The following is a 14,321-nucleotide window of genomic DNA, read 5'->3' on the forward strand; positions in this document are numbered from 1 at the left end:
GCAGGCGGGGTACTTTTGTTTACTCAGGCCGTCCCTGGCCTTCGCCCTTCGGGCCATCGTCGCTGGCTCCGATGTTCAACCTTGTTCCTGACAAGGTTGTCGGCAAAAGTCAGCGGGGCTGCCCAACCAAAACCAAGGCCCATGTTTACTCGGACCATCCTTGGTCCTCGCCCTGGCGGGTAATCGTCGCAAGCTCCGATATTCAAATTTGCTCCAGGCAAATTTGTCGCTTCTTCTTCGCAAGTCGCTTCGAATAGCGAATGAGTTGTCAGCCTTCCCTGGCGGCTCATTCCGGTTCGCACGTCCTGTGCTCACGCTCAGCAGCAGCGAAGCGGTGCTTCACTGTGCAAGCTTCGCCCCGACGCGTCTTCCGCTCACTCGACATCCCTGTCTCGCGTCAGCTCACGCTCCCGACGGCTCAGCGCTTCACTTAACGGGCGGGAGAGCTGCATCAAGCAGCTCCCGAGGTTGCTATTCGTTCGCGGCCTTCGTTGCAACACTTTGACTTTATGAGAGATTCAAAGTGGGTCTCTCTTATAACTCTCAAGGGCAGCCAGCCCAACTGGTGCCTGCGTTTCCTTGTCTGATTTAGGAAACAACGCAATTAAATTGCCAAAATCACTATGGCTACTACATAGGAAATTTACAGCTGGTAATCAACCATTCATTTCTTCCATCATAAGAGCTGGTGTTTTTTTAAAAATCATTTGGTCTTTTACAGATATTATGTTCATAAAATAAAAAACATTATTAATCTTCATTGGGAAATAGAATCCAAGTCGATTCATTTCCGATATCAAGAAACTTCGTTCTACTCTAAAGAACTTTTTTGCAAGTTCAACATCATTACTTAAAATATTACAAATATCATCATCTAAACTCTCATCCACAAATCTTAATCGAAATTTCTGTCTAATCATTGCTGACCACTGCCTTGATTTATAATGACTATAGGCAAGTTCATCAAAAATCTTAATCATAGTCCACTCACTATTTTCTAGGGATGCATAAACACCATTGAGCAATCTAGATTCTCCATCGTAACCATTCCAATCATTTTTACACTTATACCGAAGATCATGCTCAATCTCATGCCATCCCTCAGAAAATATAGTCCTAATCTGAAGTTCAAAAGTACTATCAATAAAATCAGTCGAACTATTAAATTCAAAAGATGAAAAGTCATTACTAGGTAAAGAATATACAATATTGTATCTTATAGCTCTAAACTCTTCTTTTTTAACTTCATCAATACTTACATCATTAGACTTTTCGTCGAATTTTGATGATACAATTTTTCTTACAGTTTCAATATCATCACTGAAATATAGTACAACTCTGATACCAATTAAGTCTTGTATTTTTTTTGAATTCCCATACTCATCGTTTGATTCAATCTTATTATTTAGAGACTGTTCACTTTTCAATCTAGAAAATATTCGATACATTAATCCGACCGAATCTAGTTTTGAAGATATTTCTTCAACTAAGTTTTTCTCGATAGCTGCTGGGGAAATATTCATAAGACTAGCTCCTCCCCATTAGAATTTTTATATCACTAAATCTTTCTTTATTTATCTCTACAAAATTTACACTATGTGCATCTTGTAAAATACCTCTTTGTTTAAGTTTTCTAATCCCTTTAGTTATTTCTTTCTTTGTAAAATCATTCGTCTTAAAAAAGATACCAATAAAATGATGCAATCGTTCAATACTGGTGCTGCCAATAGGCCATATTTTATGAAGTATATACTTTTCAACATCCGTAAGAAAATCAGACTGATCTTCTACTAAGTCTTCGATTTCTTCATCCTGAACAAACTCGTTATTAGATTTGCAATTATAAAAGTTAACATTGTCCAATAGTTTAGAATGCTCACAATCCCAAAAGTTACAGTTGATAAAAGTCACTTCATGAAAATTTGAAAAATAGAAGAATGAGTCATTGAAGGTACAATCATTAAAAACACAATCCTTAATAATACCTTCTTTAAAAAAATCGGTGGACCTTATATTTAGTGATGAAATTTCAACTCCAGCGTATCCATCTTCAGAAATATCACCAGTCAACATCCATTCAAACTTCATTCTTGATGAGGGATCTAAGAAATATTTCATCTCAGATAATCCAACCCATAGATTTAATCTCTCTGCTCCACTCCTTGGAGCATAAGATGATACTGCTGGCTCGACAAAACGTTCATCACTGGAAATCCAGTTACCTTCACATTCAATTATTTTTTCAGCGATGTAATTACCGAATACGAATTCATTTATAAATTCTATGTGCCCATCTTTTCGATTACTTCGGTCAAAAAAGGCATGATTAGATAATGTTGTGGCCAACTTATCTATAGTTGGTCTATCCTTGGGCGAGTATAATTTTCTAACTTCATTTATTATTGAACCAGCTTTTTCCTTTATTGTGTTTATTAACCTCTCTTTTGAATCAGATGTATAGTCATTATCACACATATCAGATGCTATTATTTTTAAAAATTCTTTTTGCTGATCAGGACTCATCCTCAACTGTTGCCTATCCATTTCTCTTTCAAGCATCGACTTAAAGTATTGCTCGACTACTTTTTCTGTATTAGCACAAAGGCTTGAAAAAGTTACATCGTCAACAAACCTAAGATAACTAAGTAAAACTGGGTTAGATAATCTAGTAATATTGATTTCAGTTTCTGAAATCATTCGTAAACGAGATGGTGACAACCAATCCTTAACTTCTGGCTTTTCTAATCGGTACCGATTTATTTTGAACTTATCAGAGTATCTCTCCATCCATTCACTGAAGACTTCGCCATCGAAAATAGCTGAGCGTCTAGACGTTAAAATGATTTTAGCGTTATCGGTCAATAGCTCACCAATAGTTTCTAGCATTGGCTCTGCTTCTTCAAACTTACTACTAGAATCTATATCAGAGCCGCTGTCATGTAGTATTTCGTCAAATCCATCTAATACAACAACTATTCGCCCTCCCTTCACCTCCTCTATAACGACATCTGAACTAACAGAGTTGAACGATCTATCTACCTCTCGAATGAATATATGGCTAAATATTCTAGCTTGTCTGTCACGAGAAAATTCAGTAAAAAATGGAATAGGTCCACGATCATTATTATTAGCCAGTTTATTTATTATTTCATATGAGGTACATGTTTTACCGAAACCAGCTGGAGCTTCTATGATCGACAACAAAGGTCCATCTAATGTTAGGCTGCTACAAACATCTTTTATCAAATCAATTTCAGATAATTTTCCATTCTTCAAGTAAGGGACATTAATGTAATTGTAATTCACTGCATCTGAAGGTAGCGATTTAAGAATCTTGTCGGAGTGTTCATCATATTCTTTTCTAGTTTTAGCTCTCCAATCTCTAACGTTAAAAAAACCATCAAACAATGCTTTTTCTAAATCATCAATAGAATCATAAAATGATTTTTTTGTAGAAAAACCTAAACGTTCTAGGCTTCGAAGAGATGACTCCATTTCCTTTTCTATTTTAGATTTGTCATTTGGATATAGAGAAACCAACTCAGCGTTGTGAAAAAAACCAGACTTATATGTAAAAGCAAGGTAATCATTACTGGAAATATTACCTCTGTATTCAAAACCATACTTTCGGAAAAGTGTTATAACTTTTTGTGCATCTTTCATTAGTGATCCATGTAAAAAAATTTAAAGTAGTTAAAATTAAATGTAGAAAATGCTCATAAATTATAGAAGTTCATCCCAAAGCGTTTACTCATACGGAACTCACCGCCGGCGTCTTTGCCTTTTTCGGTGATGAAGTGGCGGTTCTCTTTGATTTCCAGGTAACCGCCGGTTACCAGCTTGTCGAGCATCTCGGCGGTTTTAGGACGTGTTTCTGGGCAAAAGCAAAAGACACCCTCACCACCATCTCAATAAAATCATCACGATAACGAAGCCATCTGCTTTTCCGCCCGTTAAGTGCTGCGCCTTGCTGTAGGGAGTGGGAGCTGACTTGAGGTAGGGATACCGAAAGAGCGGAAGACGTGTCTGGAACACGTGTGAAGCGGTCGGCGGTAAACGACTGGAAGCAAGGACGTCGCGGAACGTGGGCTGTGCCTTTGCCTACTTTGTGCGTAAACAAAGTAGGGCGCGTGCAGGGGCGCCCCCCTGCATTCAGAGCTTTGATCAGCTCTTTCAGAAAGTAATTGGTGGCACTGGTATTGAGAAACTTGGCCATAGCGTCTTCCTCTGACTTAGCCCGGGGCGGGTGAGTACAGCAGCCTGTCCCTGGCGTCTATTCACTAGGCATTAAGGTGACAAGGCAGACACAAAAAAGCAAGAAAAACGTACAAAACCTGTTTCGTTACCTGCAACTCCTAGGCGTGGGCCAGCCCTTACTGCCTTTCATACTCCCCGCACACCTTATCCCGCTTCGCAACCAGAGTCTTATCCGACATGGCTTGTAGCCGCAGATCGCCACATGAGCTGCAGCGACAACCAGGACAGCAATGTGGTATTGATGGTGACTAAAGAGTCATGGCCTCATAGGGTAGTGATTACTTAAAGGACTAAACGAAGGGACTCGATATGCGCTTAACAACAAAAACATTGATTATTGCTTTACTGTCATTACTCGTCGTTTCGCTTTCCATTCACTTTTATCAAGCGTCAAAAGAAATAGCAGAATCAAAAAAAACATCGCAATCTACGATAAATACAAAATTAGAGAAAGAACAAAAAGTCGTTATCAATACTCAGCGCAACGAATCTTCAACACCTAAAAAGATTGATAAGTGGCATAACACTGTAGATAAAAATAAAAAAGACTTGGTCATGGATAATCTAGATAACGCCATTAGTTCGAACAACAACAGCATTTTATTTAACACCCAAATCATATCGAGACTATCAATAGATGACCTTCGGCAAGCACTTGATAAAACAGAGGAACATGCCACCTCACAGTCAGCAGCGGATAATCAAAACACCCTGTACAGCATGCTTACTGACAGCATTCCGTCTGACGTTAATATTGATAAAGTCGCTTGTTCAGACAAGGTCTGCGGTCTAATCATCTCAGCTACTAAAAAAGATGAAATAACTTCCACACTTAGTAAATTAACCCAAAATAAAAAACTTAAAAAAGCTATCGCGGGTGGCATGACAAAAGATTACTCAGGAAATGGTATTTTCTATGGCAGCATTATCGGTGTGTCGCCATCCATTGGTAAAAAAATGACATTACAATAATGCACTGCGCTAGTTGACCTAAGCCACCAGACTTAATAAGCAAGTTCTGCCATAGATAAATCGTCGCGAGCAATAAAAAAGGGCGCTAGGCGCCCTTTTTTATTCGCTTATTTCAGCGCTTGGCGAACCAGACGGCCCAGGGATTTGAGCATAATATCGAACACCCAGCGGATGAATTTGCTGGTGAATTCGATGGTGATATTCACAAAGCGGCCAGCAAAAGCCAGCATGTGGCCAAGTAGCGCCTTTACATCTTTGGCAAATTTTACCGACAGCTTGGCAATGTCTTCCAAGCGCTGGGCCATAAAGTCGTAAATGGAAAAGCCCGAGGTCAAGGCAAACTGGATGGTAACGCCAGCCGCTTTGAGTATTTGCAGTAAAAAGGCCGAGATTTTGTCTGACCAGGCACCGCTACAAAAGGCCTGGTGGCGGTTTTCGTAGGTCAAATGCACGGGCCGGCTTAAAAAGTTATCCGACTCAATTTTAACGCTGCCCCAGTCACTTTTATTGGCGGTATTAAGGTAACCGGGCACGCCGTCGGCGCCCATGCCGTGGGCGGCGCCGCTAAAGCCGGTAGAACCGTCCAAGCGGTATTCACTGCCTTGATAAGGGGCATGATAGAAGGGCCACAGCGGCACTTTGGGAATAGGGTCGGCGCCATGGGTGCAGCGGTAAATTTTATCGATGCTGGCCGTTACGTTGCGGGCAAAGCCGGAGTAACCCACCCGCGGGCAACCAAAGGTGTAAAGCTTGACCGGCCGCCGGTATTGCCTTTTCGCCCAATCGGCGGTCAGGGTTGCCAGGGCGCCGCCCAGGCTGTGGCCAATACAGTGAATGGTGCCGCGGCCAGGGTTTTTATCTAGATACGACTTCAAGGCAGCCTTGAAAGAGGCAAAGGTGTGCACAAAACCGTAATGCGCCAACGAGCCGTTCTCGGCGGTGGTAACGCCAATATTAAGGTCGGTGAGCACATCCACAACATTGCCTGGATTCGTGCCACGCAATGCAATGACATGGTCGCCTTCATAGGGGCCAATACCTTTACCCACCAAGCAAAAACCCAGCTTTTTACGCAGCAAGGCAAAGCCGGATTGCCCCAGCACCGGGTTAGCGTCTATCTCAAAGACACGGCCAGTCTCAGGGGGCACGGTAAAGCGGTAATTGCCATAGCGGTCAGCCGATTCAATATCGTAGGTTAGCAGCGCCAACTGCGAGGCGACTCTGGGGGTAACAGAGGGCATAACAACTCCTTTTGTTTGGTTGCCAAATTAATTGTCGTTCCATCGACACAAGGTGAGGGTTGAAAAAGTACTCGCCGGATAGTCGCTGTCTTCAAAATCAAATTGTTGTTCTTGATTATTCAGGTCGCAATTTAAGCCTTGCAGTTTTTCATTAATCACCTTAACCGGGTTTAAGGTATGAATATTCATAAACCAGATGGGAACATGTTTATTTTTATATTCCACATACAACTCATGGCGCTTAACGACGGTGGTTAAGTTGGAAGGTTTTTTCAACTCGGCGGTTTTTTCAGGAAAGTGAAATTGCCCGTTGCTGTCGGTTAGCACCTTGTCGGTGTAGTAGTCACCGGTAAAATTCAGGTAGACCGAGCGCTCCACCTCAATGTGGGCCACGGGCTTGCCGTTATCCTTGATAACACCACTGATCTCGGGCGACAGGTTAATGGGGACTTTTTTTGCAAATAGCGTCATGGTATCCGAGCCTAAAGAATAAAATGAGATTGCGATTAAGGCGATTAACAGGGAAGCCCATGACAGCAGTTTAGGAAGGTGTTCCTTATTCATTTATTGCTAATCCTTTAGCTCCCTTTAGCGTAGCCGAAGTTTAACAAGTTAATACAATGATGCAAATATGATGGCGATGAATATTAAAGCAACCGAACTTTAAATTTAAAATTCGCATTAGGCATAATTAAAAATAAAATTAATTAAACGCCTTAAGCCAAAGCCTTTCCTTGCGGCTTAAATAACCGGATACAAAAAGGCCAGCGCTACTGGCCTTGGTTGCCGCTAGTTATGGTTTTCAATCACCGCGTCATAGATGTCTAAAGACACGCCGCCAGGTATACCGCGGCAAGGGCCATCGTTGGTTTCGCCGCTTTTCACAAAGTGGCTGCCGTCAAAATCCCAGCGCTTGAAGGTTCTGCAATCACCGTAGCCGCGGCCTTTTTGCTCCAGCATTAAGGTGGCGCCCGAATAGTAAGAAGCCGAATCGGTTACCCGCTCCGGTTGGTAAGGCGGCTTGGTGTTTATCAGCAAAGCCAAATAGCCCTCGTTATAGGCCGCCGTCCAGCACATCTGCATCACCAAGGCTTTGTCGCTACTTAGCCGGGCGTAGTGGATCTGTTGCAGGTAGGCGCTACCCTGGCGAAAACTGTCTGGCATGTCGCAGTAATGATGCAGCGCGGTTGTCATCAATGCGGCCAGCGGGCGGTATAGAGGGTCGTCTTTTTTTACTATCCGCGCTTTGTTATCTATCACCTTGGCCGCGCGAATATGCGGCAGCTTGGGGCCTACCGGCACCTGAGACTCAGCACGACTGCCCTTAACCAGCATTGCCGTTGGCGTGTTTAGGCGCTGCTGTACAACATCGATTTTACGAAAAGCGGCGCTGGCTCCGGCATCGGAGATATGCCAGGTTTTACTGGCACCTTTAACAGCAATGTGGGCGCTACCCGGCAAGGCGTTGACCAGGGCAGTAACCTGGCTTGCTGTTAACACCAGGTCGGCCGGTACTTCCCCTAAGCTTTTACCGTTTAACCACAGGCTAAAAATGGGCGGCGCGGCGCTGCTGCGGTCAAAGCTGTCCAGATACAAACTGCCGTACACCGGCTGCTTGGGGCCGGCATGGCGGGTGAACACCAGTGCGGCATTGCTGCCAATGTTATCGCCAATACTGGTGTAGCCAGCGGTGCGGCAGGTACCCACGTTGTCGCATTGGGTGTCCCAATCCTTGTAGCGAAATGCCACTGGCGTATTGGCCTGCGCCGCCGCAACCAAAAGCAGCAACAATATTCCGAGGTACTTCACGGTTAACTCCCTTTAACAGATGCGTTTGCCTAGATAGCGGCTGGCCATGTTAGGGCATAAGCGCTGCCGCGCAAACCTAGCCGCTAAAGGCGTGGCGCTGGCAAAGCCACTGCTTGGCTTCATAAATGGCTTGTTTGGGCACCTTTTTAAGGGTGTCGGCGTGGCTTAAGGCCTGATCGTGCTCAACGCCCTCCCCTAGCTCGACAGCGCCGTGCTTACAATCAATCGCCAGAGGAACATAGAGGTTACCCTGCTGGCTATTTCGTACCAGCCGGTAAGAAAAATGCCCCAAATGATAGCTACGCAGCCACCAACTACTGCTGAAATGCTGACCTAACGCTTTGGCATATAAGTAAATATCACCCGTTTGCGCCTCGGCGTGGCAAGGAGATATGCCAGCGCCGGCTAACGCCGCCAATAACAACAGGGCTGACGTTTTCATCGGCTCGTCCTCTAACAACATCGCACCTAAAGCAGTGCTTAGAAGCAACGCGACCGAGTCAGCCTGATGGCTTTAATTTTTTAAGGGTGATGCAAAAGCATCGGGGCTGGGTAATGAGGTAATGTTGTCTTTTAACAGGCCATAAAGCAGCTCGGTAACCGGCGCGGTTTTACCCAGGCTTGCCACCCGCGTTAAAACCGCACCGCAGATGGCGTCTAGCTCCATGGGCCGGCCCTTTTCCCTATCGACCAGCATTGAGGTTTTCATCGAAGGAAAGGCCCCTACCCGGGCAAAAAGCGCCTCAACGTCGGCCTCACTCAGGTTCACCCCTTCGGCGGTGGACGCCAGGGCTACTTCCCGCATCAGTTGGCGCACCGTATTGGCCAAAGCCGGCTTGGCATAAACCTGGTCGTGGCGAAAGCCGGTTAGCGCAGTAATTGGGTTAACGCCGTTATTGATCATTAATTTGCGCCAAAGCTCGCGGCGAATGTCATCGCTTGCCACCCCCTTGATCCCAGCATCACTAAACAGCGGGGCAAGCTGCTGGGCCAAGGTTGCCATTGGCCGATTGTTGACATTGGGCCAGGCGCCATACACCAGTTCACCGTTGCCGTGCGCTTGCACCTTGCCGGGGGCAACCACATGGCCGCTGATAAACACCGCCAAACCGCCCAAGGTGCGGGCCTCCCCCACCACTTGGCTGATAGCGGCCTCGTTATCAACGCCGTTTTGCAGTGACATCACCGCCATGGAGCCCGCCTCAAGCCAGTTTTTAAGGGCATAAAGCATGCTAGCAGTTGCGTCAGATTTAGCCGCCAGCAGCACTAAATCAACACTTTTGGGCGGGAACTTTGCGGCCAAGGCGTCCAGGCTACAAGCATCAACCGCGAGGTTTTGCGTAAACGCCGGATGCTTAACGGTTAAGCCCTGTTGCTGCATGGCCGCAAGGTGTGCACCCCTGGCCACAAAACACACCTGGTGGCCCGCCGCTTGCAGCCTAGCCCCGTAATAACCGCCAATACCGCCAGCCCCCAACACCACTATGCGCATTACCCGCTCCTGACTCGTTGTTTGGTTTCTTTTTACCAGAAAACGGCCATAAAAAACCCCGGCCTTGGCCGGGGTTTTGGTCAGCCAATAGATTTAGCTTCTGGCTGCTTTTTCAAGTAGGTAGTCAATCAGCGCAGTTAAACGCGCTTCGGCATCTTTGCTGCCTGCCAGGGAAGATAGCTTGATTTCGTATTTGCCCCCCACCAGTACAAACGGCACTTCGTTGGCTTTGAGTTTTTGCTGGTCGTGCAGCGACACCATTAAATCGTTCATGGTGGCATCGCTATTCATGGCAGCGGCAAACTTGGTAACGTCGATATTGTTTTTATCCAAAAACGGCTGCAAGTCTTCCAGGTCGTCCATGTCTGGCAGGCGGTGCTCTTTGGCAACCAGGTTGTGGTACACCATCATCAGCTGGTTAAAAAGCTTGCCATGGCCGGTGTTATACAAGGCGTAAAACACATGGGCGTCATACACCCAGCGGCTATTGCCCATGGCCGGGCGGCGTACCATTTTCACCGCCGGATGCGAGGCTTCATAATCCATCATCAGTGGGTTTAGCGCTTGGCAGTGCGGGCAACCGAGCCACAAATATTCCATGACAAAAGGCCCTTTCACACCCGCCACTTTAATGGGATCTTTGATGGCGATGTAATCTTTACCTTCCTTGAAGGAATAGGTCTCGGCATGGGCGATGCCGGTCAGGCTAACGATAGCCAGCAAGGCACTGGCAAGTAAGAGAAAACGGCGCTTCATTGAAGGGCTCCTGACAAAAACAGTGCCCTTATGCTGCCCAAGCTTGGCTGGGGTTTCCAGTTACGGAATGTACTGATTGTGAGCCGCGCCGCACCAAAGGCTAAATTAGATAGATAAATCAACAAATTGAGCGCGAAAATTTCACATCCAACCGCCTAAACAGCAAAAAGGCCGGCCCAAAGCCGACCTTTTTACGCCAAGCCATTAGCCCATAAAGTGGTTCAGCAACAACAACGCCACCGAGACATTAATGGCACCACCAATGCGGGTGGCAATTTGCGCAAAAGGCATCAGCACCATGCGGTTACCCGAGGTCAAAATGGCCACGTCACCGGTGCCGCCTTGGCCACTTTGGCAGCAAGACACTATGGCCACATCAATCGGGTACATGCCCATTTTGCGGCCAACAATAAAACCGGTGCCAATCAGTGACAACACCGTTGCCATGATCACCAACAGGTTCACCACCGTGAAGGCAGACATCAGCGACTGCCAAGGGGTAATAGCCACCCCTACCGCAAATAACACCGGGTAGGTAACGGCGCTTCGAAAGAAGTGATAAACCATGCCGGAGCCTTCCAGCATTTTTGGCGACAGCACCTGGCTTAGCTTTAGCAGCACCGCCACAAACAGCATCGCCACCGGTGCCGGCAAGCCGGTAAATTGCTGAGCCAGCATACCAATCATGTACAGCAAAATAGCCAACAAAGCGCCGGAGGCAACGGTGCTCACATCAAACTGGCTGGGCGGCGCTTCATTAAGATTGGTGCTGCCGTCTTTGCTGTCATCAGGCAGCAGGCGGCCTTCGCCGGTAAGGTGCGGGTAACGTTTACCCAGCAGATTCAGTACCCCGGCGGTGATAATGGCGATAAGGCTGCCCAGCATCACCATCGGCAGTATTTGCCCAAAGGCCACCCCTTGCTGCATATGCAAAATAGAGGCGTAGCCGATAGACAGCGGAATAGCCCCCTCGCCTACGCCACCAGCCATAATGGGCAGCACGATAAAAAAGAAGGTGTGAAAAGCATCCAACCCCAGCGCCATACCTAGGCCGGTACCGAGCAACATGCCCACCACTTCACCACAGGCCATGGGAATAAAAATGCGGATAAAGCCCTGAATAAGCACCTTGCGGTTCATGCTCATGATGCTGCCAACAATGATGCAGCAGATATACAAATACAGAATGTTGGATGATTTAAAAAACTGGGTAACCGATTTCACCATCGGGTCGGGCAGCAGGCCGTAATAGACCAGTGCCGAGGGAATAAAGGTGGCGCAGATGGCTGCCGCCCCCATTTTGCCCAGCAACGGCAGGCGGTGGCCTATTTCACCGCAGGCAAAGCCACAAAAAGCAAGCACGGCGGTCATCACCACAATGTTGCTGGGAAAGCTGCCTTCAACGGCATCAACCACAATCAACACCCCAGCCAGGGCAAAAATAGGCAACGGAATAATGCCCACTTTCCAGCTATCAAAAAAATGCCACCACTTTTGCAGCCGAGGCTGGCTGTGGCTTGTATCAGAAGGAGAGGGTAAAGACATAGCATGCTCCACTACAGCATATCGCGTTAGTAACTCACGCTATGAGTGGGCAACACCATTAGACAATGGGCTTATTTATCAGCGGCGGGTAGAGGCGTATGAGCGGTAAAGGCGGCCAGCAGGCCGCCTTAATCAACAACCAATCAGCATGCGGCTTTTGTCACCCAGGCGGGGTTTCAGCAGCTTAATCATCAGCACGGTGCCATAGAGCATAAACAGGAACAGCAACGTGGACTGAAACAGGCTCTCAGCCAAGGTATGGCTTGGCACCAGCAGGCCATGGCGTATCAAGCTGTATTTCACGTTCCCCCACACCATGGCCAGCAGTGGGTGCAAAAAGAAGATGGCAAAGCTGAGGTTAGCCAGCATCACCAAGTGGTCGCAAAGGGCTTTAAAAATCAGCCTTTCACAAAGACCAATCAGCACAATACACAGGCCCATCTTCTGGATGAATTGCAAATCAACGCCGCCAAATTTAAAGGCCGCCTTGTGGTAGTTACCAATATGAAACCACACTTGTGACTGCAGCCACACCGTTACCACCACCGCTACCAAAGCTACCCAAAACAGATAGCGGTAATAGAGCCGAAACCAGCTAAGGTGCTGTGAATACAAGATGCCCAACAGATAAAACGGGGTGAAATACACCAGCGACTGCAATGGGTCAGCGTTGCCCAAAGGCCGTTGCAGGTAAATGGCGACAATAGAGAACACCAACAAGGTACCGAGCTGCGCTTGCAGTGGCAGGCGAATGTATTGCATGTGCAGCGGCGAGCACAAAAAGGTCAGCATGATGAACGGAATATACCAGTGCGGGAACAGCACATAACCGTTCTGAACAATGGGCCACAACGCACCAAAGGCGGTTTTGCCGGTATCACCGTCAATCAGCACCCCACCGAAAAATTCCAGCACTAAGCCAACCAGCGACACACACAGAAAGGGCAAAAAGACATTAAGGGTCTTTTTCACCATGAAGTCTTTGTAGTCAAAACGCTTAAAGAAGATCCGCTGGAAGAAGAAACCAGAAATAAAAACAAAAACGCCGGTACCGCCACGCACCAGGTTTTCTAGCCACACTGGAAAGCCGTGTCCGGAGTTCACTACAGAGTGCCCCAACACGATAAACACAATGGCAAGTCCCCTCAGTAAATCGAATTCCAGCAAGCGGCCACTGGAGGCGGGGCTGGCAGCTGGAGAGGCACTTTCGGGAAGCGGTTTAAGAGCAATAGCGTCATTGAATGTAGACACGTTAACAAGCCCTGTAAGAGAGGTCGGCACATACTAATCTATAGCGCAAAAAGGTCTAGCGTCCTTGCAAAAATATTTATCTAAAGCGGGCTATTTCACGCTTTAAGACAGCCTAATAAAGCCCTTCATAAAAAAGCTTCAACGACACCATAAAAAACATTAATACGACTGTAAAAACAGGGGCTGAACAGGCACCCACTCCAATCTAAGTCGCCAATAACAACACACCAAAGCAGTGGTCAGCCAGACGCACCACAAATGAATATAAATTCAAAAATTAAACATAAATAAAAAAGAAAGAGACGCGATGGTGAGGGTTATCCAGCAACCAAGCTGATTAAAGCCCCGTTTAAAACGCCGCCATTCCTTTAAGAACAGTCAGTTACAAATAAGCTGTTTACAGCAGCACTGCCACCGTTACATAATAACGTTAAATATTTGTAAACAAAGGATGATGGCACCGTGAAAAGTAAAATGTCGCTGCTCGTGGCAGCCATCGCTTTAGGGTACGTGGCCTATGTAGGGTTGGTACTGGTTTACTATAAGCCGTCGGTAGACAGCATGAGCTGGGAAGACCGACAAGCCTATAACCAAAAACACATGGCCGATCTGCAGTTGGGTGACGACGAAAGCAAGGTAAAGGCATTATTCGGCAGTGCCGATTTTAGCGAGGCTAAATTTAGCCATGGCGCCGCCTTAAGTATTTTGTTTTACCGCACTCACCAAAAAGCCTCAGATGGCATTACCAGCCGCGATGAATGCACGCCTTTGCTGTTTAGCGACGGCAAACTGATTGGTTGGGGCACTGACACCTACCAGCAATACCTTACCGCCAGCACCGACCAGCCTAAAGACGCTTTGCACAGTGCGTCGTTAGCCGCCTCCCGTTAACACCGCGCAAGCACCCCTGCGGCTAAATCATTGCCGGGGGTTGCAGGATTTTCCCTTCAAAACGGCGCCGCGCTCGCTTTTTTGCTGCCCCTAACTGCGCACAAAGC

General features: G+C 46.8%; 13 protein-coding genes. 2 read left to right on the forward strand and 11 right to left on the reverse strand.

Features of this window, described 5'->3' with window-relative positions:
• Positions 1-656: 656 nt before the first annotated feature.
• Genes DW350_RS15890 through DW350_RS19705 form a run of 3 tightly spaced genes read right to left on the reverse strand, consistent with a single transcriptional unit; the run spans position 657 to position 3,851 of the window.
• Entirely contained in the window at positions 657-1,523 is an 867-nt protein-coding gene (locus DW350_RS15890) for a RelA/SpoT domain-containing protein (RefSeq protein WP_115719877.1), read from the reverse strand.
• A 4-nt stretch (positions 1,524-1,527) separates the two neighbouring features.
• The gene (locus tag DW350_RS15895; RefSeq protein WP_115719878.1) at positions 1,528-3,663 is read right to left on the reverse strand and encodes an NACHT domain-containing protein; all 2,136 of its coding nucleotides are present in this window, start codon (positions 3,661-3,663) and stop codon (positions 1,528-1,530) included.
• Positions 3,664-3,716: 53 nt separating this feature from the next.
• Positions 3,717-3,851 carry a hypothetical protein gene (locus DW350_RS19705; protein WP_264296809.1) on the reverse strand — a complete coding sequence of 45 codons (135 nt, stop codon included), beginning with the start codon at positions 3,849-3,851 and terminating at the stop codon, positions 3,717-3,719.
• Positions 3,852-4,566: 715 nt separating this feature from the next.
• Here DW350_RS19705 and DW350_RS15900 point away from each other — a divergent pair.
• Positions 4,567-5,229, forward strand: coding sequence for a hypothetical protein (locus tag DW350_RS15900; protein ID WP_115719879.1), 663 nt, complete (start codon positions 4,567-4,569; stop codon positions 5,227-5,229).
• Positions 5,230-5,336: 107 nt separating this feature from the next.
• Here DW350_RS15900 and DW350_RS15905 read toward each other — a convergent pair whose 3' ends face one another.
• The 8 genes from DW350_RS15905 to DW350_RS15940 all read right to left on the reverse strand — a co-directional run bounded on the left by DW350_RS15905 (position 5,337) and on the right by DW350_RS15940 (position 13,323).
• Complete coding sequence (locus DW350_RS15905) at positions 5,337-6,470, reverse strand: lipase family protein (protein ID WP_115719880.1); 1,134 nt, start codon at positions 6,468-6,470, stop codon at positions 5,337-5,339.
• Positions 6,471-6,497: 27 nt separating this feature from the next.
• Positions 6,498-6,941: a DUF6795 domain-containing protein gene (locus DW350_RS15910; protein ID WP_152033000.1), complete on the reverse strand. Its 444-nt coding sequence runs from the start codon at positions 6,939-6,941 to the stop codon at positions 6,498-6,500.
• Positions 6,942-7,259: 318 nt separating this feature from the next.
• Positions 7,260-8,279, reverse strand: coding sequence for a DUF1176 domain-containing protein (locus DW350_RS15915; protein WP_115719882.1), 1,020 nt, complete (start codon positions 8,277-8,279; stop codon positions 7,260-7,262).
• 76 nt (positions 8,280-8,355) lie between these two features.
• Complete coding sequence (locus DW350_RS15920; protein WP_115719883.1) at positions 8,356-8,721, reverse strand: hypothetical protein; 366 nt, start codon at positions 8,719-8,721, stop codon at positions 8,356-8,358.
• A 72-nt stretch (positions 8,722-8,793) separates the two neighbouring features.
• Positions 8,794-9,771 carry a ketopantoate reductase family protein gene (locus DW350_RS15925; protein WP_115719884.1) on the reverse strand — a complete coding sequence of 326 codons (978 nt, stop codon included), beginning with the start codon at positions 9,769-9,771 and terminating at the stop codon, positions 8,794-8,796.
• Positions 9,772-9,864: 93 nt separating this feature from the next.
• Positions 9,865-10,527, reverse strand: coding sequence for a thioredoxin domain-containing protein (locus tag DW350_RS15930; protein ID WP_115719885.1), 663 nt, complete (start codon positions 10,525-10,527; stop codon positions 9,865-9,867).
• Between the two features lie 204 nt (positions 10,528-10,731).
• Positions 10,732-12,072, reverse strand: coding sequence for a 2-hydroxycarboxylate transporter family protein (locus DW350_RS15935; protein WP_115719886.1), 1,341 nt, complete (start codon positions 12,070-12,072; stop codon positions 10,732-10,734).
• Positions 12,073-12,204: 132 nt separating this feature from the next.
• The gene (locus tag DW350_RS15940; RefSeq protein WP_192954714.1) at positions 12,205-13,323 is read right to left on the reverse strand and encodes an acyltransferase family protein; all 1,119 of its coding nucleotides are present in this window, start codon (positions 13,321-13,323) and stop codon (positions 12,205-12,207) included.
• 462 nt (positions 13,324-13,785) lie between these two features.
• Between DW350_RS15940 and DW350_RS15945 the strand changes: the two genes are divergently transcribed.
• Entirely contained in the window at positions 13,786-14,214 is a 429-nt protein-coding gene (locus tag DW350_RS15945) for a DUF3192 domain-containing protein (RefSeq protein WP_115719888.1), read from the forward strand.
• Positions 14,215-14,321 lie beyond the last annotated feature (107 nt).

The organism is Gallaecimonas mangrovi (genome assembly GCF_003367375.1).
In the GTDB taxonomy this organism is placed as follows: Bacteria; Pseudomonadota; Gammaproteobacteria; order Enterobacterales; family Gallaecimonadaceae; genus Gallaecimonas; species Gallaecimonas mangrovi.

What these genes read in the sequence shown, in the direction of transcription:
- DW350_RS15890 (WP_115719877.1), bottom strand. Translation starts at nt 1,523, where the DNA reads ATGAATATTTCCCCAGCAGCTATCGAGAAAAACTTAGTTGAAGAAATA.
- DW350_RS15895 (WP_115719878.1), bottom strand. Translation starts at nt 3,663, where the DNA reads ATGAAAGATGCACAAAAAGTTATAACACTTTTCCGAAAGTATGGTTTT.
- DW350_RS19705 (WP_264296809.1), bottom strand. Translation starts at nt 3,851, where the DNA reads ATGCTCGACAAGCTGGTAACCGGCGGTTACCTGGAAATCAAAGAGAAC.
- DW350_RS15900 (WP_115719879.1), top strand. Translation starts at nt 4,567, where the DNA reads ATGCGCTTAACAACAAAAACATTGATTATTGCTTTACTGTCATTACTC.
- DW350_RS15905 (WP_115719880.1), bottom strand. Translation starts at nt 6,470, where the DNA reads ATGCCCTCTGTTACCCCCAGAGTCGCCTCGCAGTTGGCGCTGCTAACC.
- DW350_RS15910 (WP_152033000.1), bottom strand. Translation starts at nt 6,941, where the DNA reads ATGACGCTATTTGCAAAAAAAGTCCCCATTAACCTGTCGCCCGAGATC.
- DW350_RS15920 (WP_115719883.1), bottom strand. Translation starts at nt 8,721, where the DNA reads ATGAAAACGTCAGCCCTGTTGTTATTGGCGGCGTTAGCCGGCGCTGGC.
- DW350_RS15925 (WP_115719884.1), bottom strand. Translation starts at nt 9,771, where the DNA reads ATGCGCATAGTGGTGTTGGGGGCTGGCGGTATTGGCGGTTATTACGGG.
- DW350_RS15930 (WP_115719885.1), bottom strand. Translation starts at nt 10,527, where the DNA reads ATGAAGCGCCGTTTTCTCTTACTTGCCAGTGCCTTGCTGGCTATCGTT.
- DW350_RS15935 (WP_115719886.1), bottom strand. Translation starts at nt 12,072, where the DNA reads ATGTCTTTACCCTCTCCTTCTGATACAAGCCACAGCCAGCCTCGGCTG.